The organism is Hymenobacter terrestris, assembly GCF_013377905.1.
Classification (GTDB): Bacteria; Bacteroidota; Bacteroidia; order Cytophagales; family Hymenobacteraceae; genus Hymenobacter; species Hymenobacter terrestris.
In genome coordinates this window covers 1-26,951 of the sequence record NZ_JABKAV010000043.1, presented here as the reverse complement: position 1 = coordinate 26,951, position 26,951 = coordinate 1, and the positions used below count along the sequence as shown (strand labels likewise).

Sequence of the window (26,951 nt, the reverse complement as noted above, 5' to 3'; positions counted from 1 at the left end):
CTTCTCAAACTCCCAGCGAAGCGTGGAAATTGGGGCCGTGTTCAGTGCGTCCGATAGCTCAGGATCGGATGTGAACTGCAGTTGGTTGAGCGTGCTGACTTCCACGCTCACCTCGAACTGCGGTTGGCGGAAAGGCCAGGGGCTGACGTGCAGCGGGCCATCGGGTGTGGGTTGGGAAACGGTGTGGGTATGGCCATTGGGGCCCTGGTAAATTTCGAGGGCCCGGCCCATCTCCGGGATTTCGTGGCGGCACAGAATCAGGCTTAGCCGGTCGCACCAGTGCAGCAGAGCGTAGGCGCGGTCGGTGTCGGCTTTCTTGAGTTTCAGTTCGCGCCGCCACTGCTGCTGGCTGGCCTTCTGCTCATCCAGAAAAGTATCGATTGCCTTGCCCTGGCCCCGCAGTTCTTCATACAGCGTGCTTAGGTGCAGGCTGGTAAGCAGGCTGCGCCAGCGGCCCTGGAAACGGGCGGCCCGCAGCACCCCGGTGGCCTGCTCCAGCGAAAAGGGCTGCATCGTGAAGTTGGCGGGCGCGCCAGCGGGCGTCAGGCCGTAGTGGCCGGTCCAGGTGGGCTGCTCGTCGTCGTGCTGGGCGGCGGCGCCCAGCAGGCCCACCCACTGGTCGGGCGGCAGCAGGCTGGCGGGCCACTGGTGCAGCAGCTGGGCCGCCAGCAGCGCGTGGGCCTGCTGGTAGATAATCTGCCAGCCCTCGGGTACGTAATTCACAATCATGGATTCAGCAGGCAGAAAGCGGTAAAACAAGAGACTCTGCTTCCAGAACGCAGCCTCCCGCGGCGGGTTGGGCCGCACCCGCCAAAAAAAGCGCCCCGCCGGATGGGCGGGGCGCTGGTGCTGCCGAGGCTGGAGCCGGGGAGGCTACAAGCTGGCTGGCTGCATCTGCTTCAGGTGCAGCAGCATGTCGTCGGTCATTTTGTCGAGGTCGAAGTCGGGTTGCCAGTTCCAGTCGCGGCGGGCCTGGGTGTCGTCGATGCTGGCGGGCCAGGAGTCGGCAATGGCCTGGCGCTGGTCGGGGCGGTAGCTCACCTGGAAATCGGGGTAGTGGCGGCGGATGCTGGTTACGATTTCGGCGGGGCTGAAGCTCATGGCTCCCAGGTTGTAGGAGCTGCGCACCGTCAGGTGGTCGGCGGGGGCGTGCATGAGGTCGAGCGTAGCTTTAAGTGCGTCGGGCATGTACATCATCGGCAGATAAGTGTCCTCTTTCAGGAAACACTCGAACGCCTCGCCGGCCACGGCCTTGTGATAAATATCCACGGCGTAATCGGTAGTGCCGCCACCGGGCAGGCTCTTGTAGCCGATCAGGCCGGGGTAGCGCAGGCTGCGGATGTCGAGGCCATGCTTGCGGAAATACCACTCGCCCCACTGCTCGCCGGCCAGCTTGCTGATGCCGTACACCGTGTTGGGGTTCATGGTCGTGAGCTGAGGCGTATTCTCGCGCGGAGTGTCGGGCCCGAACACGGCAATCGAGCTGGGCCAGTACACCTGGCGCACGCCCAACTCTACCGACGCGTCGAGCACATTGAACAGGCCGTCCATATTCAGCCGCCACCCGAATTTGGGCTGCTGCTCGGCCGTGGCCGAAAGCAGGGCCGCCAGATGGTACACCTGGGCGGGCTTATAGCGGCGCATTACCTCGGTCAGGCGGTCTTGGTCGAGCACATCGAGTAGTTCGAAGGGGCCGGCCTCCGTTAGCTCGGCGTCTTTGGGCTGGCGCACATCGGCGGCCACTACGTTCGAGGCACCATAGAGGCGGCGCAACTCCTGGGTGAGTTCGAGGCCCAGCTGACCGCCGGCACCGATAACGAGAATGGTGTCGCCGCTGGGGGTGGCAGAAATGCTCATGGAGAAAAAAAAGCGGGTGGGAAACGAGAAATTCGGGTTGAGGGAAGTACCGTAAAGATAAGGGCTTTGGCGGCCTCCAACGCCACTGCCGGCCCCGGCCCGGCGTGCGGTCTTTTACTTATTTGGAACTATCGGCTGAAAAATGGAATTTTACCGTCCATGGTTTCACCCACCTCCCTGTTTCGGCTGGTTTATCAAAGCCAGGCCACCCCTCCCTTCTGTGCTGTTGCGCTAGAAGCGCTACTGGGTAAAGCCCGCACCCACAACCAGGCCCAGTACCTCACCGGGCTTTTGCTTTACGTGGAAGGACAGTTTTTGCAGGTGCTCGAAGGTCCCGAGCCGGCCCTGAGCCAGCTCTATGGCCGGATTCAACAGGATTCGCGCCACACCAATGTGCGCACACTCAGCTATGGCCTGGTAGCCGCCCGCGCCTTTCCCGACTGGCGCATGGGCTACGCGCCGGTAAGTCCGGCCGAATTGCAGCAGACCACCGGTTTTCTGTCCCTGGCCCAGTCGCCCGGTTTCGCGGCTCACCCCCCCGATGCGCTGTGGGAGCTATTACGCGGCTTTGCCCGGGGCATAACCTTGGACGAGTAGAGTCGGAAGAGGTTTGAATTGCCGCCGCCGCCTTATTTTGGCCGGATGATGGGACTAAATGTGCGGCTGTTACGGCTGCTGCTGCCGCTACTGAGTGCCGTTAGCATAACCGCCCCGGCCCAGGCGCCGACAACCCGGCCGGCTGTGTACCGCAACCTTGTGATGGAAGGCGGCGGCGTCCGGGGCATTGCATACGGCGGGGCGCTGGCCGAACTGGAAAGCCAGGGCCGCCTGACGGCGCTGCGGCGGGTGGGGGGCACGTCGGCCGGGGCCATTCAGGCGGCGTTGCTGGCCGTGGGCTACGCGCCGGCCGAAATTATCGCCATTGTGAATGAGTTGCCAATCCAGCGGCTCAACGATGGGCAGTACATCTTTTTCGGGGGTGGCACCCGGCTGCTGAAACAGTACGGCTGGTACCGCGGCGACGCCTTTACCCAGCTGCTGGCCGAATTGGTGGGCCGCCAAACCCAGCGCCCCGACCTCACACTGGGCGAGCTGCACACACTGGCCCAGCAGCAGCCCAGTCGCTACCGCGACCTGTACACCACCGGCACCAACCTCACCCGCCAGTGCGTGCAGGTGTTCAGCTACGAAACCCACCCGAACTTGCGCGTAGCCGACGCCGTGCGCATCAGCATGAGTATCCCGCTCTACTTTCGGGCCGTGCTCCTCGATGCCGCCACCGGCCAGGTGGTTGCCAAGCCTGCCAAAGATCAGGCTGTGGAAGTACTGGTCGACGGTGGCCTGCTGGCCAATTACCCGCTCGATTTGTTCGACCACCCGCGCTACCTGACGCCCGCGCCGGCCGAACCAAGAGCCGCCCGCCTCGATTCCGCCGCTTTCCGTAATCCCGAAACGCTGGGCCTGCGCCTCGACCGGCCCGAGCAGGTGGCCGTTGATACCCAGCCCGGCGGCCGGGCCCAGCTGGCGCCCTACGCCATCCAGGATCTGGGTTCCTACATTGGAGCGCTCTACACGGTGGCCCTCGAAAACCTCAACCCCACCGATACCTCCGACTGGCCCCGCACCGTCAGTATCAGCACCGTGGGCTTCAACCCCAAAATCAAGCGGCTGTCGGCCGAGCAAAAGCAGCAGCTCATGAACAGCGGCCGAAATGGGGTACGGGAGTTTCTGGTACGGGGGAATTAAGGCTATCAGCACGCTGTAGGGGCGGGGGGTGTGGCCCCCCCCCCCCCCACCCGGGGACCTTTTCCGCGGGGGGGGGGGGGGGGCCCCCCCCCCCGGGGGGGGGGGGGCGCCCCCCCCCCCCCGCCGCGGGACCGTTACCGCCGAAAATCGTTTACCGGCGGGGGGGGACAAGCCCCGCCCCTACTTTGTGCTACCAGTAGAGATGCTTCGGCTAACTCAGCTTACCGGTCTTTTATCACTGCTCCTTTCTTCGCTACCGCGCCTTAATTGTGCGGGTAAGGGTTTTGAACTGCTCCAGGGCTTGGTCGAAATCCTGGCGGGCAATGCCCTGCAGCGCTACGGCAGTGTTGCCGATGACCGTTACCTGCTGATACACCAGCACCCGCTGGCCCTGTAGCTGCGCAAACCCTTCGGTTTCATAGGTTATTAGGTCGTTTATCTTGCCCGAGGTCATCTTGCGGGGCTTATAGGCCTTGGGGCCATCGGGGCGGGTAAGCAGCTGAGCACTGATATCGGCCGCCGTGATAGACGGATTGTAGGGATACGTGCTGACGGTGAGCACCGGCTCGGCACCATAGTCGGGCTTGCGCTGCCCGCCCAGCGTGTAGGTGTAGGCACCCTGCCGGGCCAGGGCCAGCGCGAAGGGCGACTTCTGCTCGTCGAGTACGAACACGGTGTTGCCCAGCGTAGCCGGCGCATCAGCGGCAAGGGGGCGGTAGGTGGCCGAGCGCAGGCTACGCCGCAACGCCCCGCCGGCCGCCGTGTCGGCCACTGGGTAGCGGGCGTCGAGCAACACCACAAAAGTCGAGTCGCCGAATAGCAGCTGGCTGGTTTCCTGAGTGGGGCTGAGCTGCACCCGTGCCAGCTGCGCCGGATAGCCATCTATCTGCAAGGCGCTGAAGCTGATGATGGTGCCGCCGCGCGCCGTAAAGCGTGCCGGGTTGAAGCCAGCTGCCTGCCGGTAATAGTTGCTGCCGGGCATCTCCATCACCTGCAGCGCGGCCGGCCCTCGGCGCAGCCCCGTGAGGCCCGCGGCCGGACCAAAGCCGACAGGAGGCACCAGCCACACCCGCGTACCTGCTACAGCCTGCCGGGCCGCCGCCTCGGGAACCGAAACAGGGCCCAGGGTTTGGGCCGCGCCCACTTGTGGCAAGCTGCCCAGCAGCAGGCCCAGGCCCACCAGAAAAAACTTCGTCATTACTATCGTGCGCTTTCGGATTGCGGGTCGGGCCCGCCCCTCAATTCGTGGCAAAGTACGCACGAATCGGGCGGGCGGGCCAGCAAGTGGGCGGGCTGGACTACTTTTGCTCGGCCGATTAGCGTACAATATCTTCCGAAAGCGGCCTTCTGCTGGGGCCGTGCACTTTTAAGTTTTGCCCGATGAAAGCGCTGTTACTAATTGACATTCAGAACGATTTTGTACCCGGCGGAGCGCTAGCTGTAACCGACGGTGACGCTGTGGTGCCGCTGGCCAACCAGTTGCAGCCTCATTTCGATCTGGTAGTCGCCACCCAGGATTGGCATCCGGCCAGCCACGGCAGCTTCGCCAGTTCGCACCCCGGCCGCCAGCCATTCGAGCAGGCCGAGCTGCACGGCCTACCCCAAACCCTCTGGCCCGACCACTGCGTGCAGGGCACGCCCGGCGCCGAGTTCGTAGCTAGCCTCGACCAGCACCGCATCGAGGCCATCTTCCGCAAAGGCACCAACCCGGCCATCGACTCTTACAGCGGCTTTTTCGATAACGGCCACCGCAAAAGCACCGGCCTGGCCGACTACCTGCGCGGCCGCGGCGTAACCGCAGTGTACCTGGCCGGCTTAGCCGCCGACTTCTGCGTCTACTTCTCCGCCCTCGATGCCCTACAGCAAGGCTTCACTCTATTCTTAGTAGAAGATGCCACCCGCGCCATCAGCGCCGAGGGCTACGCGCAGGCCCGCATCGACCTGGCGCAGCGCGGGGCGCAGTTCGTAACTACAGCTGAGGTGAGCAGTGAGCAGTGAGCGGTTGGCGGAAGGAACGTCATTCAGAGCGCAGCGAAGAATCTCGCGCGCTGACGTTGCAACGGACGCTCAACGATTAGCAAGCGAGATTCTTCGCTACGCTCTGAATGACCTTTTGCCAACCGCTCACTGCCACTAACAACTAAACCCTACAGTTTCTGGGCTACCACTGAGAACATCAGCGGGAGCTTGCCGGGCATGTGGGCGAGTTGGTAGCCGCCGTCAGGAGCCGGCTCCAGTCCGTTCAGGCAGTCGTAGCAAGAGTAGTCGTACTCCTCGAAATGGCGAACGGCCAGCCCCTGGCCCAGCAGCGCCCCCAGCACCTCGCCCAGACTGTGGTTCCAGCACACGGATGTTTCATGCAGTGGCGCGGCACGGTCGGCGTAGGTGCCGGTTTCCTGCTCAATAATGGTCTGGCGGTTGAAATAGGAGTACTCGATGCGGGTGAAATCGTTGTCGAACATCCAAACGGCCGGATGAAACTCGACCAGCACCAGCCGGCCACTGGGGCGCAGGCAGCGGGCCACGCCGACAGCCCACTGCGTCAGGTCGGGCAGCCAGCCCAGTACGCCGTAGGAGGCAAACACCACGTCGAACTGCCCGTTGAGGTGGGCGGGCAGGGCCAGCACATCGGCCTGCACGAATTCGGCGGCCAAGCCCAACTGCGCATTGAGGGCGCGGGCGGCGGCAATGGCCTGATCGGCCAGATCGACGCCCGTAACGTGGGCCCCCATGCGGGCCAGCGAGAGGGTGTCGAGGCCAAAATGACACTGCAGGTGCAGAATGTGCTGCCCGGCAACATCGCCGAGTAGCTGCAGTTCGGGCGGGTTAAGCGACGTTTGGCCCGCCGCAAAACCGGCTACATCATAGAAGTCTGACGCGAGGTGGAAGGCAGTTTTAGCGTTCCAGAGGCGGCGGTTCAGCTCCAGGTAATCCGGTGGAATAGTGGGTGGCGTACTCATCGAATGGTCAGGCGGGTTTGCTGGATAAATTCCCGAATCAACTCCCGAATCAGCCGCCCGGCTTCGCTGCGGAGCTGCCAGGGGTTGTCGGGGTCGCAGTAGCCGGTCAGCGAGGCAAAGGCCGACGGCGAGGCCATGGCAAAGGCCATCGACCACTCGGGAAACTCACGCCAGCTCACCGGACCATCGGCCAGCTTTACCACGTTGCCATGGCGCGGGTCGTGCTCGATGCGGCCATAGAGCTCTTCCACCGCTGCCCGCTCGCCTTCCAGCACCTGGAGCACCTTGCCGTCGCAGTACAGCAGAATGCCCGTAATGCCCACCTGATGGTTGTAGTGCCTGAATTTTAGCAGCATTTCGCGCAGCAGACTTTCGCTTACTGTACCCACTACCTGGCTCGAGTATACAAGATGGTACATAGTTTATGGGCTTTACCTCACACAGACAGTCCATAGCCGGCGCGACGATGGTGCCGATCAGAACCAACTCTGCCAGGAGAATAACTAATATACGTTTTTAACGATAGAGCGCCGAGACCCGAGCAGATATGGTCCCGCATCCCGTTCGTTTATCTTTTTGGAGTTTGGGTTCGTACCTATTACCTCAGCCTCTTTCCCTATGAATTCTACTACCCCTTCCCTAGCCGCCACCGATGTGGTACTGATTGGTGCCGGCATCATGAGCGCCACGCTGGGCCTGATGCTTAAGGAGCTCGACCCAACGCTGACCATCACTATTTTTGAGCGCCTCGATGTGGCCGCCGCCGAAAGCTCCGACGCCTGGAATAACGCCGGTACCGGCCACTCGGCTTTCTGCGAGCTGAACTACACGCCCGAGCGCCCCGATGGCTCCATCGACATCAGCAAAGCCCTCAAAATTGCCGAGCAGTTCGAGCAGAGCAAGCAGTTCTGGGCCTTTCTGACGGAGAAATATGACGTCAAGGAAATCGAGCGGTTCATCAACTACATCCCGCACATGAGCTTCGTGATGGGCCGCGAAAACGTGGAGTTTCTGCGCAAGCGCCACGCAGCCCTCACCGAATCGGCCCTGTTTAAGGGCATGCAGTTCAGCGACGATCGGGCCGAAATCGAGAACTGGATGCCCTTGGTGATGGAGGGCCGCAACGCCGAGCAAACCGTGGCCGCTACCCGCATGGATCTGGGCACTGACGTTAACTTCGGTTCTCTGACCCGCGGCATGTTTTACCTGCTGCAGGAAAAACCAGGGGTAACCATACACTTTCACCATGAGGTGGAAAAGCTACGTCATAAGTTTGACGGCACCTGGGGCGTGAAAACCAAAAACCTCGAAACGGGTGCCGAGCTGAAAGAGCGGGCAAAATTCGTGTTTATCGGGGCCGGGGGCGGCTCGCTGCCGCTGCTCGAAAAGTCTGATATTCCGGAGGCCAATGGCTACGGGGGCTTCCCGGTAAGCGGGCAGTGGCTGCGTTGCGTCAACCCGGCCGTTATTGCCCGCCACAACGCCAAAGTATACGGCAAGGCCTCGGTAGGCTCGCCGCCCATGTCGGTGCCCCACCTCGACACGCGCGTGATTGATGGTGAAAAGCAGCTGTTATTCGGCCCATATGCCGGCTTTAGCACCAAGTTCCTGAAAACGGGCTCCTATTTCGATTTGCCGGCCTCCATTCAGTTCGGCAATGTAAAGCCCATGATTATGGCCGGCCTCAAAAACCTCTCGCTCACCAAATACCTCATCCAGCAGGTCGTGCAGTCGCCCGACGACCGGCTGGCGGCCCTGCGCGAGTACTTGCCCGATGCCCAGGCCCAGGACTGGGAGCTGGCCATCGCCGGCCAGCGCGTGCAGGTTATCAAGAAGGATAAGGAGGAGGGCGGCGTGCTCGAATTCGGTACCGAGATGGTTACGGCCGCCGATGGCTCCATTGCCGCGCTGCTTGGAGCCTCACCCGGTGCTTCCACCGCCGTCAGCATCATGCTGAATCTGGTGCAGAAGTGCTTTCCCGCGCAATCGGTTACGCCCGAGTGGCAGGCCAAATTCCGCGAGATGGTGCCCACGCTGGGCCACCAACTGGCTGATGAGCCGGAACTGGTGAACCAGACGCGCACCCATACCAGCACCGTGTTAGGGCTGGTAACGCCGCAGCAGCTGGGCATTGAGGCCTAGCATCTGGGGGCAATCGATTTGGAGAGCTGCTATTCATTCATGAGAACCTCATGCTAAGCGGAGCCGAAGCCCCCTTACCGCTTCGTTGTACTACCCGAGAAGTGGTAAGGGGGCTTCGCCTCCGCTCAACACGAGGCTTCCCGGGTTTGAGTGCCCTGGCATGCTTAACACGGTGAGAGCAGCTTGGCTGACGGGGTAAACTACGAAAGAAGCCTCCACCGAGAAGCGCAAAAAAGCACGCCCCTAGTTGGAGCGTGCTTTTTGCAACTACAAAAAGTAGGGTAGGCTAAGCGCGACGCACTTTAACGGCGTTCAGGCCCTTACGGCCCTGCTCTACTTCGAATTCTACCTTATCATTGTCGCGGATTTCGTCAATGAGGCCGGTTACGTGTACGAAGATGTCTTCGCCGGTTTCGGCGTTGTTGATGAAACCAAAACCCTTGGTCTCATTGAAAAATTTTACGGTTCCCGTCTGCATGATGCTTGGAAGGTGGTGGAAGTGATAAAGCAAGCAGCAGCGGAACCGTTTGGCTTAGCTCAGCCAGGCTGAACTAAGCTTAATGACTCGTTGACAAGTTGCCTTTTAACGGGCTAAAGATAGACTTTTTTTCTGGAAGTAATCAACAACCCTTTCGTCAAAAACCAGCAATGTGCCCACCAGCGGGCCTCAGTCTACCTTGGACCACTTCAGGCAAGGCGGATGCCAAGCACAAAATAGCCCAGCAGCAGTGCTAGCAGCGTTACCCAGGTCAGCAGGGCCCAGCGGCGCGGCACCAGCAGCAGCAGCCCCGCCGCCCCCCCCGGAATCAGCACGCCCATCAGCAGCGAAACCAGCACGTAGCCCAAGCCGGTAACGCGGCCCAGCAGCTCCAGCACCCGGATGTTGTAGTTGTAGAAGCCCTGGCCGGTGCTGCCCGGCTCCCGTAACAACAGCGCAAGCGCCACCAGCGCTACGGTACCGGCCAGCAGCAGCCACTTGTAGCGGGGCTGCCGGAGTGCCACCAGCCCCAGCCAGCCCAGCGGCACCAGCCCGCAGTACACCACAATGTTGAGCTCGGCGTAGCCTAGGCTCAGCAGCTGGCTGCCGCTTATAAATAACACCACCAGGGCATCGAAGAGGTCGGCGAACAGCTTGAGCAGGATTTGCATACGCCGGCAAATGTATCGGGTGCGGCCAGTTACTGCGGCAGTTTTTGGAGGTGGCAATGGCCGGGGCTACAACTTTATAGGGGCCGGTCGGGTAAAGCAGCTGTTCGCGTTGGTGCGGCAACGGCCATCCGGCCCTGCTTGCATTGCTACCTCCCTTCTGTTTTTACTTCTTAGTTTATGACTGAACCAACCATTTCTGCTTCGGCCGACTCGCCCCTGATTGTACTGGCCGGAGCCACTGGGTCGCTGGGTTTGCTTATTGCGCATCATCTGCGTCGGCGCGGGGCCGAAGTGCGGGCACTGGTGCGCCCGGCTAGCCTGAATGGGGCCGAAGCCGAGTCGTTGCGGCAACAGGGGGTGCAGGTGGTAGCAGCGGACTACGGCAGCGTTGCCGACCTGACCCGCGCCTGCCAGGGAGCTGGCTGCGTAGTATCGGCCCTCAACGGGTTGCGCAATATTATAGTGGAAACCCAGGGCCGGCTACTCGATGCGGCCGTGGCAGCCGGCGTGCCCCGCTTCATTCCGTCCGACTTCTCGGCCGATTTCACCCGGGTGCCCGAGGGTTCCAACCGCAACTTTGACCTGCGCCGCGAGTTTGCCCGCCGGCTCGATAAGGCGCCCATCCGGGCTACTTCGGTGCTCAATGGCATGTTCATGGATTTGCTGCGGGGCACGGCACCGGTAGTGCTAGCCGGCCCGCGACTGGTGCTGTACTGGGGCAACGCCGACCAGCCCCTCGACCTGACCACCATGCAGGACACGGCCGACTTTACGGCCGCCGCCGCCCTCGACCCCATCACGCCCCGCTACCTGCGCGTAGCCGGCGAAGTGGCCAGCCCCCGGCAGCTGCGCGAGGCTGCCAGCGCCGCTACCGGCCGGCCCTACCGGCTGCTGCGGCCCGGCGGGCTGGGCCTGCTGAGTACGCTCATCAGCATCACCAAAACTATGGTGCCGGCCCCCAACGACGTGTTTCCGCCCTGGCAGGGTATGCAGTACCTGCACAATATGCTCAGCGGCGACGCCAAGCTGCAGGAACCGCTCGATAACAACCGCTATCCGGGCCTGCACTGGACAACGGTACAGGACATGCTGGCCGCCAACCAGTAGGCAGGCAGGTTCGGCGGGGCATTTAATCGGCAGCCGTAGCTTTACGGCATCATCGTCTGCGCTCATGGATAACCGCCCCTCCCCCAACGCTCCTTACTGGAAACGAAACATTTACCGCATCGTTTTAGAAGCCGACACGCGGGCCGGCCAGCTGTTTGACATTCTGCTGCTGGTAGCCATTGTGCTGAGCGTAGTGGCCGTGATGCTGGAAAGCGTGGGCAGCATAAACGCGCGCTTTGGGCCGGTGTTGCGGATTGTGGAATGGGCGTTTACCGGCTTATTTCTGGTCGAGTACCTGGTGCGGCTGCTGATTGTGAGGCGGCCGTTGCGCTACGCACTGAGCTGGCTGGGACTGATTGATGTGGTAGCCATTGTGCCATCGTTGCTGGTATTGATGCTGGCGGGCAGCCACTACCTGCTGGTAGTGCGCACGGTGCGGCTGCTACGGGTGTTCCGCATCTTTAAGTTAGGTCAGTTTATTGGCGAGGGCGAGTTCATTCTGGATGCTCTTAAGGCCAGCCGCTTCAAAATCCTGGTGTTCCTGTCGTCGGTTCTGGCGCTGGCCGTGCTGATGGGCACGTTCATGTACGTGCTCGAGGGCGGTGAAAACGGCTTTACCAGCATCCCCAAGAGCGTGTACTGGGCCGTGGTAACACTGACGACCGTGGGTTACGGTGACATTTCGCCCGTGACGGTGCTGGGCCAGACGCTGGCCACCGTCCTCATGATTATGGGTTACGCCAACATTGCCGTGCCCACCGGCATTGTGTCGGCTCAGATGTCGCGCAACCAGACATCAGGTATTGCCGCCGGAGCTACCACAACAGTAGCCAAAACGGCAGCAGTGCCGGCCGCGCCCGCCTACAAGCAGGCCCGCTGCCCCCGCTGCCAATCCGCCGCCCACCACCCCGACGCTGCGTTCTGCTGGCACTGCGGCGGCGTGGTGTGAAGGTGGATTTCGTCAGATATAACTACTGTCAGCGGATTCTATCATGAACTCGTGTGGGTCTTCTGGGTCATATAGAAGCACCACTTTGGTGCCTTGCGGGTAACGCGGCACGGCAAAGGCACTCCCAGCTGTTGATAGTTTCTCTATCATCTGGCCGTGCTGCGTTGCAAATCGCACAATAGGCCGAACGGTGATAATTCGTCCCCAGATAACCTTATTGCGAACGACTACGCCGTGTGCATAGACGCCATGCTCTTGCATCCGGTCATGGTGCTTCTTGGCTTTTATGTAAGTCCCTACCACCAGTATAATAACTATTACAGCCAAGACGCAATCGGCAAAAAACCCTGATTCGAAGCCCATTACTCATTTCACTATTGGTTCAACCACTTTCTACCCCGGAATCAGCACGCCTCGCTCCCGGGCTACCTGCTGGGCCAGTTCGTAGCCGGCGTCGGCGTGGCGCAGTATGCCCATACCGGGGTCAGTTGTCAAAACACGTTTGAGGCGTTCAGCTTTTTCGGGGGTTCCGGTGGCGACTATTACCATGCCCGAGTGGGTGGAGTTACCAATACCCACGCCGCCGCCGTTGTGCAGCGAAACCCAGTCGGCGCCGCTGGCGCAGTTGGCTAGGGCGTTGAGCAGGGGCCAGTCGGCTACGGCGTCGGAGCCGTCCTTCATGCCTTCGGTTTCGCGGTTGGGCGAGGCCACGGAGCCGCAGTCGAGGTGGTCGCGGCCGATGACGATGGGGGCCGACACTTCGCCGCGGGCCACGAGTTCGTTGATAACTAGGCCAAACTTCTCCCGCTCGCCGTAGCCCAGCCAGCACACGCGGGCCGGCAGCCCAATGAATGGCACTTTGGCCTGGGCTTTTTCAATCCAGCGGGCCAGCAGCTTGTCGTCGGGGAAGGTTTCGAGCAGGGCGCGGTCGAGGCGCAGAATATCCTGGGGGTCGCCGGAGAGGGCGGCCCAGCGGAACGGGCCTTTGCCCTCGCAGAACAGCGGCCGGATGTAGGCGGGCACGAAGCCGGGATACAGGAACTGGCCCTGCTCGTCGCGCACTTTCAGGCCACCCTTTTCGGCCTGCCCGCGCAGGTTATTGCCGTAATCGAGGGCCACAGAGCCGGCCTTCTGCATATCGATAATGGCCTGGCAATGCTTCATGATGGAAGCCAGCGCCTGCTGCCGGAACTCGGCCGGGTTGTCCTGGCGCAGCTGCAGCACCGCCGCAAGGTCGCCTTCGGGAATGTAGTCGAGCAGGTCGTGGGCCGAGGTCTGGTCGGTTACAATATCGGCTTTGTAACCGCGGGCCAGCAGCTCGGGCAGCACCGTGGCGGCGTTGCCGGTGAGGCCGATGCTCCAGCCTTTGCGCTCCTTCCGGTACTGCTCGCACAGTTCCAGGGCGTGGTCGAGGTTGCGGGCCTGCTCATCGAGGTAGCCTTCGCGCATCTTCTGCTTCACCCGCTCATCAATGGGCTCAATCACCAGACACACGCCGTCGTTCATGGTCACGGCCAAGGGCTGGGCGCCGCTCATACCGCCCAGTCCGGCCGTTACCGTTACGGTGCCGGCCAGCGTGCCCGAGAAGTGGCGTTCGGCTACGGCGGCAAAGGTTTCGTAGGTGCCCTGCAGAATGCCCTGGGTGGCAATATAAATCCAGGAGCCGGCCGTCATCTGCCCGTACATCATCAGCCCCAGCCGGTCCAGCTCATCGAAATGCTCTTGGGTGCTCCAGGCGGGCACCAGGTTGGAGTTGGCGATGAGCACCCGCGGGGCGTGGGCCCAGGTACGCAGCACACCCACGGCCTTGCCGCTCTGCACGAGCATGGTTTCGTCGGGCTCCAGGTTTTTGAGCGTGCGCACAATGGTCTGGTACTCTTTCCAGTTGCGGGCGGCGCGGCCGGCCCCGCCGTACACAATCAGCTCGTCGTACACGAGGCTCACGGCCGGGTCGAGATTGTTTTCCAGCATCCGCAGGGCGGCCTCGGCTTCCCAGGTTTTGCAGCGCAGGGTGGTACCGTGCTGGGCCTTCACGGTTTTCTCGGGCTGGTACTCGTAGTACATGGGCCGGCCAGAGCCCGCCGCAGGAGTCGACTTTGAAGTGACTTCGAGGTTGAGCTCGGGAGCTGGCAGGGCAGAATGAGGCATGGCGGGAAGGCAGCGCGGGGAAGGACCAGCTGCATCAGCAAGATATTGTTTTTACCCCGGCTCTGGCCGGCCTCCAGCACGCAGAACCAGCCAAGTGGCGCGGCAAGTATTGGCTAGGGCTGGCCGGCTGGCGGCGGGGTTTCTTCCAGGCAGGTTTGCAGGTGCGCGAGCTGCTGTTCGAGCAAGGCTACACGCTCTTCGAGCAGGGCCGGGCGGCGCAGGTAGGTGCTGAAGCTGCCATGTACCTCCCAGATTTCGAGGGCTTCGGGCAAATGAAAATCCTGGGGCGGATAATCGGGGTTGTCAGCGCGGAGCCGCAGGATCTGGCCGGGCAGCTGCTCCTGCAGGCGGCGCACCAGCAGGCGGCTTTGGGTGAGCAGAGCGTACACCCGGCCGCTGTGCAGGCGGGGCAGCGCCTTATCAACGCGACAACAGAGCAGCACGTCTTGGTGGCGCAGGGTGGGTGCCATATCGGGGCCGTTGAGGTCGAAGGCGCGGGTGGCGGGGCCCAGCTGGTGCGGGAACGTGAGCGGGGACAGTGAGTCGACGAAGGCGGTGTCGTGGTGGCGCACAATGTATTCGAGCAGCCTGGCCTGGGGCACGTAGGGCGTCAGCTGGGGCCGCTGGTCGGCCAGTGCCGTTGGAGCAGGCGCATCGGCCTTGGTCAGCGCCGATTCTTGCGGCTTGAAAATATCGAATCGGTAGAGCTCATTTATGGTCAGCTCTTTCGTGAGTAGCAGGTCTACCGATAAGCCAAAATGTTGAGCAATCTGAAGCAACGTCTCCATTTTCGGCTCCGAGCGGCCTTCTTCGTAAGCGCCCACACTGGGCCGCGCCAGGCCAAAAAGCTCCGCAAAAGCGGCCTGACTAAGCTTCTTAACGGTTCTTATCTTTCGGATATTCTTACCGACGTACGACATAGACGAAAATATTTTTAGCTCAAACCTTGAGCATCAAGCAAACTTTGTTTACCATTGCATCGTAAAGTTACCACAATCCGGTCAGTCATTCAATCCGGATGCTACTTTTTTGAGCCAGGCGAGTCACTAAGGATTCTCCGGCCAATTTGCCTAAGTTGTCTGCTCTATTCCACTCCTCCCCCGTTCCGCTATGGCTACTCCTTACTTTACGCTGCTACACACCTACCTGCTGGAGCTGGGCTTTGATGTCCATTACCAGGATGAGGGCGCTAACCTGCTGGTAGTAAGCCGGCCGGAACTTGGCATTCATCATCTGGTGCTGGGCTGCGGCGAGCCGTTGCTGATTATGGAGCAGTACCTGCTGGAACTGCCTGCTCCTGACTGCACCGTTTACCAGCGCCTGCTCCAGAAAAACCGCGACATCATTCACGGTGCCTTTGTGCTCGACGAGTCGGGCCTAAAGGTCATCTACCGCGATACGCTTCAGCTTGATATTCTTGACCGTGCGGCCCTCGAAGCCGTGCTCAATTCCCTGGCCTTAGTACTCAGCGAGTTTGGCGACGAGCTGATTGAATTTTCAAAAGGTACCCCTGTGAAGTTGGAGGCTTAGACAAAGCTCTTTTCAGGCCCTCAAGTTCGCAGAACCTTATAAACCCCCATTACCATGAGCTTTCTTAATCGTCTCTTCAAAATTGGGCAAGCCGAAGCCCATTCGGCCGTCAATCAGTTCGAAGACCCCATCAAAATGACCGAGCAGGGCCTGCGCGACCTGCGCGAGGACCTCGACAAGGCCCTGCACGCGCTGGCCGAGGTGAAGGCCCTGGCCATCCGGAGCCGCAACGATGCCGAAACCGCCCGCAGCAAAGCCCTCGACTACGAGAACAAAGCCGTGCTGCTGCTCCAAAAGGCTAATCGGCAGGAGCTGGAAACCGCCGAGGCCGACCGCCTGGCCACCGAGGCGCTGACCAAGAAAACCCAGCACGAAGCCCAGGCCACCCGCGCCAACCAGGACCAGGAGAAGTTCGAGGCCTCGGCCAGCCAGCTCAACCAGAACGTGCAGCAGCTCAAGCAGACCATTTCGCAGTGGGACAACGAGCTGCGGACCCTGAAAGCCCGCGTGACGGTGAGCACGGCCACTAAAACCATCAACCAGCAGCTGGCCCAGCTCGACTCGTCGGGCACGGTGACGCTGCTGGAGCGGATGAAGGAGAAAATTGCCACCGAAGAAGCCCTGGCCGAATCGTATGGCCAGATAGCCAACGAAAGCAAGTCGGTAGACCAGGAAATCGACAAGGCCCTGGGTGCCGACGGCAGCGGGCAGGCCTCGGCCGATCTGGCGGCTCTCAAGGCCAAGCTGGGCATGCAGAAGCAGCTTGGCAGTTCTGAATTGTAAGTACAGCCCTCTATCAATACTGCTATGACAACCCTCGAAAAGCTCTTGTTCTACTTCGGTGTTGCCCTCATTCTGGGCTCGGCCCTGGCGCGGGTCTCCCAAGTCATCGAGCTGGAGCAGGCCTACTTCCTGATGCTGATAGGCGCGGCGCTTGAGTTCAACGGCCAGAGCCGCTACAACCGCCGGCTACGGCAGCGAATTGAAGAGCTGGAGGCCAAGCCGGGCCGCTAAAATTGCCAGCACTTTTGGCCGCTCTCCCGATTCCCGTACCTTCCCGCCGCTAATCCTCTCCTGATGAAAGAATTGCTCCACGCGGCCGTTGCGCCGGCCAGCCTGCTCCCCACGGGCTTGCTGGTGTTGGTGTTGCTGTATTGGCTTACGGTACTGCTGGGCCTGCTCGATCTTAAGTCGCTGGATTTAAGTGTGCAGGGCGATTCTCACGCAGACCTGCACACCGATACCCACACCGGAGCGCACGCGCATGAGTCGGGCACCTCGTTTCTGAACTCGGTGCTGGTCTTTTTCAATCTGGAGCGGGTGCCGCTGATGGTGTTCGTGAGCTTTGTGGCGCTGCCCTGGTGGGTGGGCAGTATTTTGGCCAACCATTACTTGGGCAACGAGGGCCTGCTGGTGGGCGCGGTGCTGCTCGTGCCGTTGCTGGTGGGCAGCCTGCTGGTAGCAAAGGTGCTTACTACGCCCTTTATAAGCTTGTTTGCCGCGCTGGAGCAAGAATCAGAAGGCACCAACTCGCCGCTGGGCAAAGTATGCACCCTGCTACTGCCTGCCACCCACGAGCAGCTGGGCCAGGCCAGCGTACAGCTTCTCAAAGGTGCTCCGTTGATGCTCACCGTACGAACCGTCTCGGCCAGCACCGAGCTACGCAAGGGCGACACGGCCCTCATTATCGACTATGACCAGCTGCGCCGCTGCTACCTGATAGAGCCATTTGAGTTAACTTCCTGAAGCACCGATTAGTACCGCAGCCTTATCTAACTACTCCATTATAACATGAAACAGATATTCCCTTCCGCAATTAGCTGGTGGCTCTTCGGCCCCATTATAGCACTGTTGATTGGCTGCGGCATCTACGCGGCGGCGGCGCAGACGTGGCTCGACGCGCTGGTAATGCTGCCGGCGTTGGGGTTCTTTTACTGGTTGCTGCGCTACACTTACTACGAGGTGCAGCCCGATGCGCAATTGCTGCGCGTGGTGTCGGGACCGTTTGTGTGGCGGGTGCCCATCCAGAACATCACGTCCATCCTGCCCACACATAGTCCCTTCAGCTCCCCCGCTCTCTCCCTCGACCGGCTCCGGGTCCGCTACGGCAAGCACGATTCGGTGCTGATTTCACCGGCCGACCGCGTTGGCTTTCTGGCCGCTTTACTGCACCTGAATCCTGCTATCCGCCATGACTGAGTTGCTCCATCTTCTGCAAAAAGGCCTGCGCTGGCTCGGCGATGCACTGCTCGACGGCCTGCTCGCCGACTTTTTCAACTGGCTGGCCGACTGGTTGCAGACATAGGGGCATCACCCGTCCGCCGCCTGAGCAGAACCGCCTGGTTTCATTGAACGCTCTCGGAAAATGGCGGGTGAGGATAAGCCCTGCCCCTGCCCCTAGGTTCCCAACAAATCCCTCTCTCTTCGAAACACTCCTACTCCCTACTTTCATGTTAGATCAACTCTCATTGGTGGTGCTCGTCATCGTCGCCGTTTTCGTGCTGGGCTTTGTGGCCTTTGTGGCCCGCATGTATAACAAAGCCGTGCAGGGCGAGGCCCTGGTGCGCACCGGTATGGGCGACACCAAGGTGTCGTTCAGCGGCATTATCGTGGTGCCCGTGCTCCATAAGCTGGAGGTGATGGACATCAAGCTCAAAACCATCATCATTCAGCGGGCCGGTTCCGAGGGGTTGGTCTGCAAAGACAACCTGCGGGCCGACGTGAAGGTGAACTTCTTCGTGCGGGTCAACAAGACGCCCGGAGACGTGATTAACGTGGCCCAGAGCATCGGCGCCCACCGCGCCTCCGACCCGGCGGCGCTGGAAAACCTGTTCGACGCCAAGTTTTCGGAGGCCCTGAAGACTGTTGGCAAGCACTTCGATTTCATTGAGCTCTATAACTCCCGCGAGCAGTTCAAGCAGCAAATCCTGACCATCATCGGCACTGACCTCAACGGCTACGTGCTCGACGACTGCGCCATCGACTACCTGGAGCAAACCCCACTCGCGGCCCTCAACCAGGACAACATCCTCGATGCCGAGGGTATCAAGAAGATTATTGCCCTGACCTCGGAGCAGAAAATCCAGGCTAACTCGATTGAGCGTGAGAAGCAGAAAACCATCAAGAAGCAGGACGTAGAGGCTCAGGAAACCATTCTGGAGCTGGAAAAGCAGCTGATTGAAAACCAGGAAAAGCAGAAGCGTGAGGTAGCCAACATCCGGGCCCGCGAAAACGCCGAGTCGGCCAAGGTGCAGCAGGAAGAAATGCTGAAATCGGAAAAGGCCCGCATTGCCACCGAGGAAGAAGTAGGCATTGCCCAGCAGAACCGCGACCGGCAAATACTGGTGGCCGAGCGCAACAAGGAGCGCACCGACGCCGTGGAAACCGAGCGCGTGGCCCAGGCCAAGGCCCTCGAAGTAAACGAGCGGGAGCGGATTGTAGCCCTGGCCCAGATTGAGAAGGAAAAGGCGCTGGAAGAAGAAAAGAAGAACATCCAGACCATTATCCGGGAGCGGATTACGGTGGAGAAAGCCACGGTAATCGAGGAGGAGAAAATAAAGGACACCCGCGCCCAGGCCCTGGCCGAGCGCGACAAGCTGATTGCCGTAACCGCCGCCCGCCAGGAAACCGAAGCCGCCAACGTGAGCTTGGTAGGTACGGCCGATATGGAGCGCCAAGCCGCTGAGTTCCGCGGCAAGCAGTCACTCATTGAGGCCGAGGCCGAGAAGGCCGCTGCCGAATTCAGGGCTTCGGCCATCCGGACGCTGGCCGAAGCGGAGGCCAGTAAAGCCGCGGCCGTCGGCATGGCTGAGGCCCAGGTGATGCAGGCCAAGGCGGCAGCCCGCCAGAAGGAGGGCGAATCGGAAGCCAATGTACTCCAGCTCACAGCCACGGCCGAGGCCCAGGGCATTCAGGTGAAGGCTGGGGCCCAGGCTGAAGCCGACGAGAAGCTTGGGATGGTAGCTGCCCGGGTGAACCGCGAAAAGGGCATTGCCGATGCCGACATCATCCAGGCCCGTGCCGACGCCGACCAGAAGAAAGGGCTGGCCGAAGCCGCCGTGTCGGAGCAGAAGTACGCGGTGGAAGCCAAGGGCATCGAAGCCAAGGCCGACGCCATGAAGAAGCTCGATGGGGTGGGCAAGGACCACGAAGAGTTCAAGCTGCGCCTCGACAAGGAAAAATCCATCGAGCTGGCCCAGATCAGCATTCAGAAGGACATTGCCGCCTCTCAGGCCGAAGTTATCGGCGAGGCCCTCAAGGCCGCCAAAATCGATATCGTGGGCGGGGAAACCATGTTCTTCGACCAGATTATCGGCTCTATCACCAAGGGCAAAATGGTGGACCGGGCCGTGCACAACTCCGAAGTGCTGGGCACCGTGAAGGATGCCTTCTTCGGCGAAAACGGCGGGGGCGACTTCAAAGCCAACCTGCGCCGCTTCGTCGACCAGTTCGGCCTGAGCTCCGAGGACCTGAAGAACCTGAGCGTGTCGGCGCTACTGCTGAAGATGATGAACAAGGCCGGCGACGACGCCACGCGCAACACCATCACGGAGCTGGCCAGCACGGCCACGGCCCTGGGCATCGGCGACAAGCCGGCCCGGATGCTGGAGCTGAAATAACAGCTGACAATTCTTAGCTAAACATTAGAAACCAGCTCTCCGCTTCATCTGAAGTGGGGAGCTGGCCCTGGCTACCTGCCCATGCGCGCACCCGATTCTCTCAATCCACCGAAAATAACCCGCCGGCAAGTAGTGGGTATTATTCTCGGGCTGGCTTTCTGCGTTGCCTTATTGGCTGGCCTCATCCACTTCATCAAAACGGATATTGCGGAGAAGCGCGAGTTGCTCCTGAAAAACCCGGGATATGCCACGGGCGTCATCACCCGGGTAAGAAGGTACAAGGGCAGGCGCGTATCCGTGCGGTATACAGTTGGCGGGGTGGAATATTCTTTTAGAACGAGGGTACCCAGAATGTTTTTACGCACCCACGCAAAAGGCGATACTACTGCCGTCATCTATGCTAAATCAGACCCAGCTAATGCTACCCTGAAGGCCAGGTTGCGACCTTCAACCAACTAACCAGCAGTCCTTTTTCTCTTGCAAGGGTTCGTGCCTTGCCCTCTTATGGAAGCTCCAGCTACCCAACTCGAAACCGGCACCTACGAAATTCTGCGTAACCGCCTGCAAGCCGCCGGCACCGACCTGCGCCAGCGCCTCGAACTGCTCAATGCTGAGCGCAAACAGGTGTTCGGGGCCGTGGACACGCGGCTGCTCGGCACCGGGCGCATTACCACCGAATACAACTGCGTGGCCTGGGACCTAGTGCCGGTGGGCAAGCGGTTCATTTTCGGCTACAACGTGGTGCTGGGCCTCAAGGCCGAGCCCGATTTGGCCGATGTGTTTGGCGTGTACGAGTACCAGAACCACGAATTCCGGCCGCTGGGGCTGGATTTGCTGGCCGATGCTAAGTTCGAGGAGGAGTTCCGCAACCTGTACCGCTACTACAAGAACACCCAGTTCGTGAAGTTTGCCGTGCTGGGGCCGCACCTCTTTATGGTGTTCCGCATCGGTAAGGGCTCTTCGGATGTGAAGACGTTTAAGTGGCTCATGCGCGGCGACACGCTGACCTACCTTGACAACCGCTCCGACCACGAGTACGGGTTTCCGCCCCAGCACGAGTTTGCCTGGCAGCGCGCCACCCGCGACATGCAGCGCGGCGGCAAGCACCCGCACATTAGCATCGAAGACAAGGTGTTCGTGGAAACCGTGGGCGGCGACCTCACCATCAAGGTGGAAAACAACACTGCCACCGGGCGCGGGATTCTTAGTGAGCCGGTCGATGACAAGGACCAGACGCTAGACGACTCGGAAATCTACTACGCAGTGGTAGGCAACCTGGTGCTGCTCAAAATCCGGCCTTACCAGGAGCCGGCGTACCGCTACTTCATCTTCAACTACAAGCTCAAAAAAGCCCAACGGCTCGATGCGTTGGCTGACGCCTGCGTGCTGCTGCCCGACGGCCAGGGCCTCATTTTCCCGCACGGCTTCTATTTGCAAACCGGCGACAACAAGCTCTTCGACAACGGCCTGCGCGACATGCTGTTCGAGAAGCGTCTGGTCTCGCCCAACGGCGAGGATTTCCTGTACGTATTTTACAATAAGGACTCGGGCCTGTACCTGCTGCTGAGCTATAACCGCATCGCCCAGCGCGTAGACAACCCCATTGTGTGCCACGGCTACGCGGTGTTTGAGAACGGGGAGCTGTGCTACTTCCGTACCGACGAGGAGCCTAAGAAGCACCACGCCGTGCAAATCTGGCAAACGCCCTTCACCGGACCGGATTTTGAGTTACCGGTTACGTCTGACTCCTACTTGTATAAGCTGGGCAACAATGAGATTGTGCGGGCCATGAGCGAGGTGCAGGAGGTGCTGACGCTGGCGGGCAAGGACGATTCCTACGCCGGCCTCTACCTCGACCTGATTCGCCAGACCACGGCCCTCACCGACGCCTACCACTGGCTGCGCGAGCCCGCCGCCCAAGATCTGGCCGCCCCACTCAACGATATCCGCCAAGCCGCCACGGCGGCGGTTGAAGAGTTTGAGAAAGTACGCGGCATCCGTAAAAGCACCGCCGAGCAAACCCAGAACGTATTCCAGCAGGCCGCCGAGCTGACTGACCGCATCCGCAGGGCCGCCCCCGACGATGTGACGGGCTTCGTGCAGCTGCTGGGCGAATTACGGGCCGTGCGCGGGGCCGTGGTAGCCCTCAAGGAGCTGCGCTACGTGGCGCTGCCAGCCGTGGAAGAACAGGCCACGGCCCTCGAAACGCTGAGCCAGGAAGTGGCCGGCCAGACCGTGGAGTTCCTGCTTCGCGATGACGCGCTGGCCCCCTACGAGCAGCGCGTGCAAACCATATCCGATGGCGTGGAACAGGTAGCCAAGACCGTGGAGGCCGACGAGCGGGAGCAGGAGACCACTGCTTTGGCCCTGGAGCTGGAGCTGCTGATTGACGTGGTGAGCAACCTGCCCATCCCCGACCCTACCCAGACCACGGCCATCATCGACCGGATTTCGACGGTGTATGCTCGCTTCAACCAGATCCGGGCGGCCCTGAAGCGGCGGCGGCAGGCACTGGCCGGCACCGAGGCGCAGGCCGAGTTTACCGCCCAGCTCAAGCTGCTCGAACAGGCCCTCACCAACTACCTCGACCTGGCCGATACGCCCGCCAAGTGCGACGAGTACCTGACCAAGCTCATGGTGCAGCTCGAAGAGCTGGAAGGCCGCTTCCCCGACTTCGACCAGTTCCTCGACCAGCTGACCACCCGCCGCGAGCAGGTGGTGGAGGCCTTCGAGGCGAAGAAAGTGGCGCTGGTGGCCGCCCGCAACCAGCGCGCCACGGCCCTGCTGCAAAGTGCCGAGCGGCTGCTGAAAGCGGTGCAGACTCGCCTGGCCCGCCTCGAATCGGTGGCCGACATCGGGGGCTACTTTGCGGCCGATCTGATGGTGGAGAAGGTGCGCCAGACCGCCCGCGAGCTGCTGGAGCTGGGCGACCCGGTGAAGGCCGACGACGTGCAGAGCCGCCTGAAAACCCTGCGCGAAAATGCCGTGCGCCAGCTCCGCGACCGGGCCGACCTCTACGCTGACGGCGGCCAGACCATTAGGTTCGGTCCCCACGCATTCACCGTAAACACCCAGCCGCTGGAACTCACGGTGGTGCAGCGCGACAACGCGTTGTTCTACCACCTCACCGGCACCAACTTCTTCCAGCCCATTGAAGACGAGGCCCTGCTGGCCGCCTGCCCGGTCTGGGGCCAAACCGTGGTGTCGGAAAGCCCAGACGTATACCGGGCCGAGTTTCTGGCCTGGCGTATCCTGCAAGCAGCCCACCACCCCGTGGCCGCCAACCCCGAAGCCGGCCGCACCGCTGTGCTGTCGGTTCCCGAGCTGGCTCACCTGAGCGAGGCCGAGCTACTGAGCTACGTACAGCAGTTTATGGCCCCGCGCTACGCCGAGGGCTACCTCAAGGGCGTGCACGACCACGACGCGGCCCGGCTGCTGACGGCCCTGGTGCGCCTCACCCGCTCGGCCGACTTGCTCCGTTACCCCGCCGACACCCGCACCGCCGCCGCCCTGTTCTGGCTCCGCTTCGCCGACCCCGCCCAGCGTGCCCACTGGCAGCACCAGCTGCAGGGCATCAGCACGCTCCTGCAAGTTTTCCCCGACTCCCGCCAGTTCGACGCCCTGCAAACCGAGCTGCAAACCGCCGTGGAGCAATTCGCCCGGCAAACCGGCCTTTTCACGCCCGACCAGGTGCAGGAAGCCGGCGAGTTCCTGTTTAATTCCTTGATCAAAAGCGACCTGCAACAAGGCGTATCAGCTAATTCAGAGCCAGCCAGAATCAAGGGTAAAGACGCTCAGAACCAACTCGATCCTGACAACCAGCAACTACTAGCCAACAACCCCTTCCCCATTTCCCAGGAAGCGGCCGACCTGTACCGGCAGTTCCGGCAGCAGCTCCAGGAGCGGCGCGCTACCGAGCTGTTCGCGCAGTCGGTAGCTGCGCTGGGCGGCCAGCCGGTGGCGCAATTTGCGCTGGTACGGCAGTGGGTGCAGGCGTCGCACCTCACCCCCCAGCCCCCTCTGCTCGGAGAGAGAGGGAGCCAGTCGTCAGCCGACGGCTTGCCTATAGTTGATGCTCCAGCAACTCAAACCCCAAAAGAAGCCGGCGAATCGCCAGACGGTAATCGTCAGGCTCCCCCTCTCCCCGAGGTAATGCGCATGGAGCATTTACAGGGGCCGGGGGGTGAGGTGGCCCTACTCCTGCTCACCGACTCCTTCGACGCCGCCCGCCTCGTGCCCACGCCTACCCGCGAAACTCTTACCCGCTTCCAGGGCACCCACCCGCGCGTCGATGGCACCAGCTACCACCTCGATTTCCCCGCTTTCCGCCGCCGGCTGTGGCAATTCGACCAGCAGACGGTGCCGCAGTTCGAGGCGTTCCAGGCGCTAAAGAAGCAGCGGGTGGCCGAGGCCACGGCCAACCTGCGGCTGGAGAGCTTCCGGCCCCGGGTGCTCACGTCGTTCGTGCGCAACCAGCTTATCGACCAGGTGTATCTGCCGTTGATTGGGGCCAACCTGGCCAAGCAGATTGGTACCGCCGGCGAGGGCAAGCGCACCGACCTGATGGGCCTATTGCTGCTGATTTCGCCCCCCGGCTACGGCAAAACCACGCTCATGGAGTACGTGGCCAACCGGCTCGGGCTCATCTTCATGAAAATCAACGGCCCGGCCATCGGCCACTCGGTGGTCAGCCTCGACCCGGCCCAGGCCCCCAACGCGGGGGCGCGGCAGGAGCTGGAAAAGCTCAACCTATCCTTCGAGATGGGCGACAACGTGATGATTTACGTCGACGATATCCAGCACTGTCACCCCGAGTTCTTGCAGAAGTTCATCTCGCTCTGCGACGCCCAGCGCCAGATTGAGGGCGTGTACCGCGGCCGGCCCCGCACCTACGATTTCCGGGGCCGCAAAGTGGCCGTGGTAATGGCCGGCAACCCCTACACCGAAAGCGGCGACGTGTTCCAGCTGCCCGATATGCTGGCCAACCGCGCCGACATCTACAACCTCGGCGACATTCTCACGGCTGGCTCCGAGGCTGCCTTCCGCCTCTCCTACCTCGAAAACGCCCTCACCAGCCACCCCACCCTGGCCCGCCTGGCCACCCAAAGCCCCCAGGACGTGCCCGCGCTGCTGCGCCTGGCCGAAACCGGCTCGGCCGAGGGGCTCACTTTCGAGGGCAACCACTCGCCCGAGGAGCTGAACGAGTACGTGGCCGTGCTACGCCAGTTGTTGCGCCTGCGCGACGTGGTGGCCAAAGTGAACGCCGCCTACATTGCCAGTGCCGCTCAGGCCGACGCCTATCGCACCGAGCCGCCGTTCAAGCTCCAGGGCTCGTATCGCAACATGAACAAGCTAACCGAGAAGGTGCGCCCCGTGATGAACGACCAGGAGGTAACCGACCTGCTGGCCGCCCACTACGCCAGCGAGGCCCAAACCCTGACCAGCGCCACCGAGGCCAACCTGCTCAAGCTCCGCGAACTGCTCGGCTGGCTCACTCCCCCCGAAGCCGCCCGCTGGCAGGAAATCAAAACCACCTTCCAAGTCAACATCCGTAACTCCCAGGCCGGCCAGCTCCTCCAGCTACTGGAGAAGCTGGAAGGTATTACGGGTGGCTTGAGCGGGATTCGGGAAGCGTTGAAGAACAGCTGATGCGGTATGAATTACAAATCTCTTTTCGCAAGTACTATTTTCTTCTTATGCGGTTCATTTATTCTCTGGGATACCATCCGGCAACTCCGCCTCAACCGCTACCTGCGTGAGCACGGCATTCTTACTTCGTCCGTTATTACAGATACAAACCTGACTGAAGTAAGAGAAGGGTATATCAGCCAGTTCAAGGTTACTTTCCAAGACCAGCACGGCAGCTTGCATCAGGCTAGTTTCTCAGCCCAAGACTCAATCGATGAGTGCTTGTATCTGGTGGGCGACGAAATATTGGTTTACTATGACCCCTCACGGCCGAAGCGTTCTGCGACAGCAGACGATGTTGACTCGTCTAAGGGATATGTTAATAAAATACTGTTGGGACTAGCTAGCCTGGCTTTGGGCTTTTTTCTTCTCTGGAATTCTTTGGGTGCAGCATAAATCAGATACTTTTAGCATGACGACCAGTCAATTCATTTTTCTCCTTGTTGTGCTGGCAATTCCGGCGGCAATGGCTTACTCCGTCTATCGAAAAAAGCGCTGGTTTCAAACGCACGGGGTGTTAGTGACAGGTACGGTACTGAAATTGGTCGAAGACGAAGCAGACCATGAGACGACGGCACACTATCCGGTAATTCGATTCCTGACTGAGCAGCACGGATGGATAGTAGCACGTTACAATGTTGACCGCTACCCGGCACGGTATCAGGTAAACCAATTAGTTCAGTTACGCTACGACCCCAGATATCCGACGGTATTCCTTATTGGAGCCGAGCCATTCGGCGTAAGGGACTGGTGGCCCTATGCTCTCTTTGCCGCCATAATATGTTGCGGCTTTTATGTGAGCCTCAACCACTAAAGAAAACAGCTACGCAACCCGCAACACCACAAACCCGAACTCCTCGCTGCTCCCCTAGAAACTCACGTAGCTGCGGCAGCCGGGCCAACAGGAACTCCGCGAGTCGGTCAACGGGTACTTGGGCGTTCTGCACGGCGACCACCCGGTGAGGGAAGCCTTCCGCCATCACCAGCCGTGAGAAATCCTCGTCTTTAGTCTGCACATCGTAGCCATGCTGCTGGGCATAGCGCCAGATACTGATG

At 61.0% G+C, this 26,951-nt stretch carries 27 protein-coding genes; 16 read left to right on the top strand and 11 right to left on the bottom strand.

Going from position 1 to position 26,951, the window contains the following annotated elements; translation table 11 throughout:
- On the bottom strand, positions 1–729 hold a 729-nt coding region (locus HW556_RS13230; protein WP_176900569.1), incomplete at its 3' end, for a DUF3891 family protein.
- A gap of 144 nt (positions 730–873) precedes the next feature.
- On the bottom strand, positions 874–1,857 hold the full coding sequence (locus HW556_RS13225) for an NAD-dependent epimerase/dehydratase family protein (protein ID WP_176900568.1): 984 nt from the start codon (positions 1,855–1,857) through the stop codon (positions 874–876).
- A gap of 159 nt (positions 1,858–2,016) precedes the next feature.
- Between HW556_RS13225 and HW556_RS13220 the strand changes: the two genes are divergently transcribed.
- Together HW556_RS13220 and HW556_RS13215 are read left to right on the top strand one after the other, a co-directional pair.
- Positions 2,017–2,454 carry a BLUF domain-containing protein gene (locus HW556_RS13220; protein ID WP_176900567.1) on the top strand — a complete coding sequence of 146 codons (438 nt, stop codon included), beginning with the start codon at positions 2,017–2,019 and terminating at the stop codon, positions 2,452–2,454.
- Positions 2,455–2,499: 45 nt separating this feature from the next.
- Positions 2,500–3,603 carry a patatin-like phospholipase family protein gene (locus HW556_RS13215; protein WP_176900566.1) on the top strand — a complete coding sequence of 368 codons (1,104 nt, stop codon included), beginning with the start codon at positions 2,500–2,502 and terminating at the stop codon, positions 3,601–3,603.
- 253 nt (positions 3,604–3,856) lie between these two features.
- Here HW556_RS13215 and HW556_RS13210 read toward each other — a convergent pair whose 3' ends face one another.
- A complete protein-coding gene (locus tag HW556_RS13210) occupies positions 3,857–4,801 on the bottom strand; it encodes a hypothetical protein (RefSeq protein ID WP_176900565.1) in 945 nt (314 codons plus the stop codon).
- Positions 4,802–4,983: 182 nt separating this feature from the next.
- Here HW556_RS13210 and pncA point away from each other — a divergent pair, with 182 nt between their 5' ends.
- Entirely contained in the window at positions 4,984–5,601 is a 618-nt protein-coding gene (pncA, locus tag HW556_RS13205) for a bifunctional nicotinamidase/pyrazinamidase (RefSeq protein WP_176900564.1), read from the top strand.
- A gap of 149 nt (positions 5,602–5,750) precedes the next feature.
- Here the strand turns inward: pncA and HW556_RS13200 are convergent, their stop codons facing one another.
- A complete protein-coding gene (locus HW556_RS13200; protein WP_176900563.1) occupies positions 5,751–6,563 on the bottom strand; it encodes a class I SAM-dependent methyltransferase in 813 nt (270 codons plus the stop codon).
- Positions 6,560–6,982, bottom strand: a complete 423-nt coding sequence (locus HW556_RS13195) for a BLUF domain-containing protein (protein ID WP_176900562.1) — start codon at positions 6,980–6,982, stop codon at positions 6,560–6,562. Before HW556_RS13195 ends, HW556_RS13200 begins: the two co-directional genes overlap by 4 nt.
- A 199-nt stretch (positions 6,983–7,181) precedes the next feature.
- Between HW556_RS13195 and HW556_RS13190 the strand changes: the two genes are divergently transcribed.
- A complete protein-coding gene (locus tag HW556_RS13190) occupies positions 7,182–8,705 on the top strand; it encodes a malate:quinone oxidoreductase (RefSeq protein WP_176900561.1) in 1,524 nt (507 codons plus the stop codon).
- A gap of 286 nt (positions 8,706–8,991) precedes the next feature.
- Here the strand turns inward: HW556_RS13190 and HW556_RS13185 are convergent, their stop codons facing one another.
- Positions 8,992–9,183 (bottom strand): cold-shock protein, encoded by a 192-nt coding sequence (locus HW556_RS13185; RefSeq protein WP_019949498.1) that lies wholly within the window; start codon positions 9,181–9,183, stop codon positions 8,992–8,994.
- 209 nt (positions 9,184–9,392) lie between these two features.
- A complete protein-coding gene (locus tag HW556_RS13180) occupies positions 9,393–9,854 on the bottom strand; it encodes a hypothetical protein (protein WP_176900560.1) in 462 nt (153 codons plus the stop codon).
- Between the two features lie 177 nt (positions 9,855–10,031).
- On the opposite strand from HW556_RS13180, the gene HW556_RS13175 reads away from it, so the two are divergent.
- Positions 10,032–10,961, top strand: coding sequence for an NmrA family NAD(P)-binding protein (locus HW556_RS13175; RefSeq protein ID WP_176900559.1), 930 nt, complete (start codon positions 10,032–10,034; stop codon positions 10,959–10,961).
- A gap of 64 nt (positions 10,962–11,025) precedes the next feature.
- A complete protein-coding gene (locus HW556_RS13170; protein ID WP_176900558.1) occupies positions 11,026–11,910 on the top strand; it encodes an ion transporter in 885 nt (294 codons plus the stop codon).
- Between the two features lie 12 nt (positions 11,911–11,922).
- Here HW556_RS13170 and HW556_RS19010 read toward each other — a convergent pair whose 3' ends face one another.
- From HW556_RS19010 to HW556_RS18525, 3 genes are all read right to left on the bottom strand, one after another.
- Positions 11,923–12,171 carry a DUF3592 domain-containing protein gene (locus HW556_RS19010; protein ID WP_449404414.1) on the bottom strand — a complete coding sequence of 83 codons (249 nt, stop codon included), beginning with the start codon at positions 12,169–12,171 and terminating at the stop codon, positions 11,923–11,925.
- A 132-nt stretch (positions 12,172–12,303) separates the two neighbouring features.
- Positions 12,304–14,058 (bottom strand): urocanate hydratase, encoded by a 1,755-nt coding sequence (gene hutU, locus HW556_RS13160; RefSeq protein WP_218136924.1) that lies wholly within the window; start codon positions 14,056–14,058, stop codon positions 12,304–12,306.
- 113 nt (positions 14,059–14,171) lie between these two features.
- Positions 14,172–14,978: an XRE family transcriptional regulator gene (locus HW556_RS18525; protein ID WP_218136923.1), complete on the bottom strand. Its 807-nt coding sequence runs from the start codon at positions 14,976–14,978 to the stop codon at positions 14,172–14,174.
- Positions 14,979–15,168: 190 nt separating this feature from the next.
- Here HW556_RS18525 and HW556_RS13150 point away from each other — a divergent pair, with 190 nt between their 5' ends.
- The 10 genes from HW556_RS13150 to HW556_RS13105 all read left to right on the top strand — a co-directional run bounded on the left by HW556_RS13150 (position 15,169) and on the right by HW556_RS13105 (position 26,709).
- Positions 15,169–15,588: a YbjN domain-containing protein gene (locus tag HW556_RS13150; RefSeq protein WP_176900556.1), complete on the top strand. Its 420-nt coding sequence runs from the start codon at positions 15,169–15,171 to the stop codon at positions 15,586–15,588.
- Positions 15,589–15,642: 54 nt separating this feature from the next.
- Positions 15,643–16,371, top strand: a complete 729-nt coding sequence (locus HW556_RS13145; protein WP_176900555.1) for a PspA/IM30 family protein — start codon at positions 15,643–15,645, stop codon at positions 16,369–16,371.
- Positions 16,372–16,395: 24 nt separating this feature from the next.
- Positions 16,396–16,602: a hypothetical protein gene (locus HW556_RS13140; RefSeq protein WP_176900554.1), complete on the top strand. Its 207-nt coding sequence runs from the start codon at positions 16,396–16,398 to the stop codon at positions 16,600–16,602.
- 63 nt (positions 16,603–16,665) lie between these two features.
- Entirely contained in the window at positions 16,666–17,334 is a 669-nt protein-coding gene (locus tag HW556_RS13135; RefSeq protein WP_176900553.1) for an OB-fold-containig protein, read from the top strand.
- Positions 17,335–17,379: 45 nt separating this feature from the next.
- Positions 17,380–17,787: a PH domain-containing protein gene (locus HW556_RS13130; protein ID WP_176900552.1), complete on the top strand. Its 408-nt coding sequence runs from the start codon at positions 17,380–17,382 to the stop codon at positions 17,785–17,787.
- 251 nt (positions 17,788–18,038) lie between these two features.
- Complete coding sequence (locus HW556_RS13125) at positions 18,039–20,207, top strand: flotillin family protein (protein WP_246289645.1); 2,169 nt, start codon at positions 18,039–18,041, stop codon at positions 20,205–20,207.
- An 81-nt stretch (positions 20,208–20,288) separates the two neighbouring features.
- Entirely contained in the window at positions 20,289–20,666 is a 378-nt protein-coding gene (locus tag HW556_RS13120; protein WP_176900551.1) for a DUF3592 domain-containing protein, read from the top strand.
- A 45-nt stretch (positions 20,667–20,711) separates the two neighbouring features.
- Positions 20,712–25,856 carry a DNA repair ATPase gene (locus HW556_RS13115; protein ID WP_176900550.1) on the top strand — a complete coding sequence of 1,715 codons (5,145 nt, stop codon included), beginning with the start codon at positions 20,712–20,714 and terminating at the stop codon, positions 25,854–25,856.
- Positions 25,857–25,862: 6 nt separating this feature from the next.
- A complete protein-coding gene (locus HW556_RS13110; protein WP_176900549.1) occupies positions 25,863–26,291 on the top strand; it encodes a DUF3592 domain-containing protein in 429 nt (142 codons plus the stop codon).
- A gap of 16 nt (positions 26,292–26,307) precedes the next feature.
- Positions 26,308–26,709 (top strand): DUF3592 domain-containing protein, encoded by a 402-nt coding sequence (locus HW556_RS13105; RefSeq protein WP_176900548.1) that lies wholly within the window; start codon positions 26,308–26,310, stop codon positions 26,707–26,709.
- Here the strand turns inward: HW556_RS13105 and HW556_RS13100 are convergent.
- Positions 26,699–26,951: DUF5615 family PIN-like protein (locus HW556_RS13100; protein ID WP_176900547.1), on the bottom strand; the 253-nt coding region annotated here is incomplete at its 5' end. The genes HW556_RS13105 and HW556_RS13100 overlap by 11 nt on opposite strands.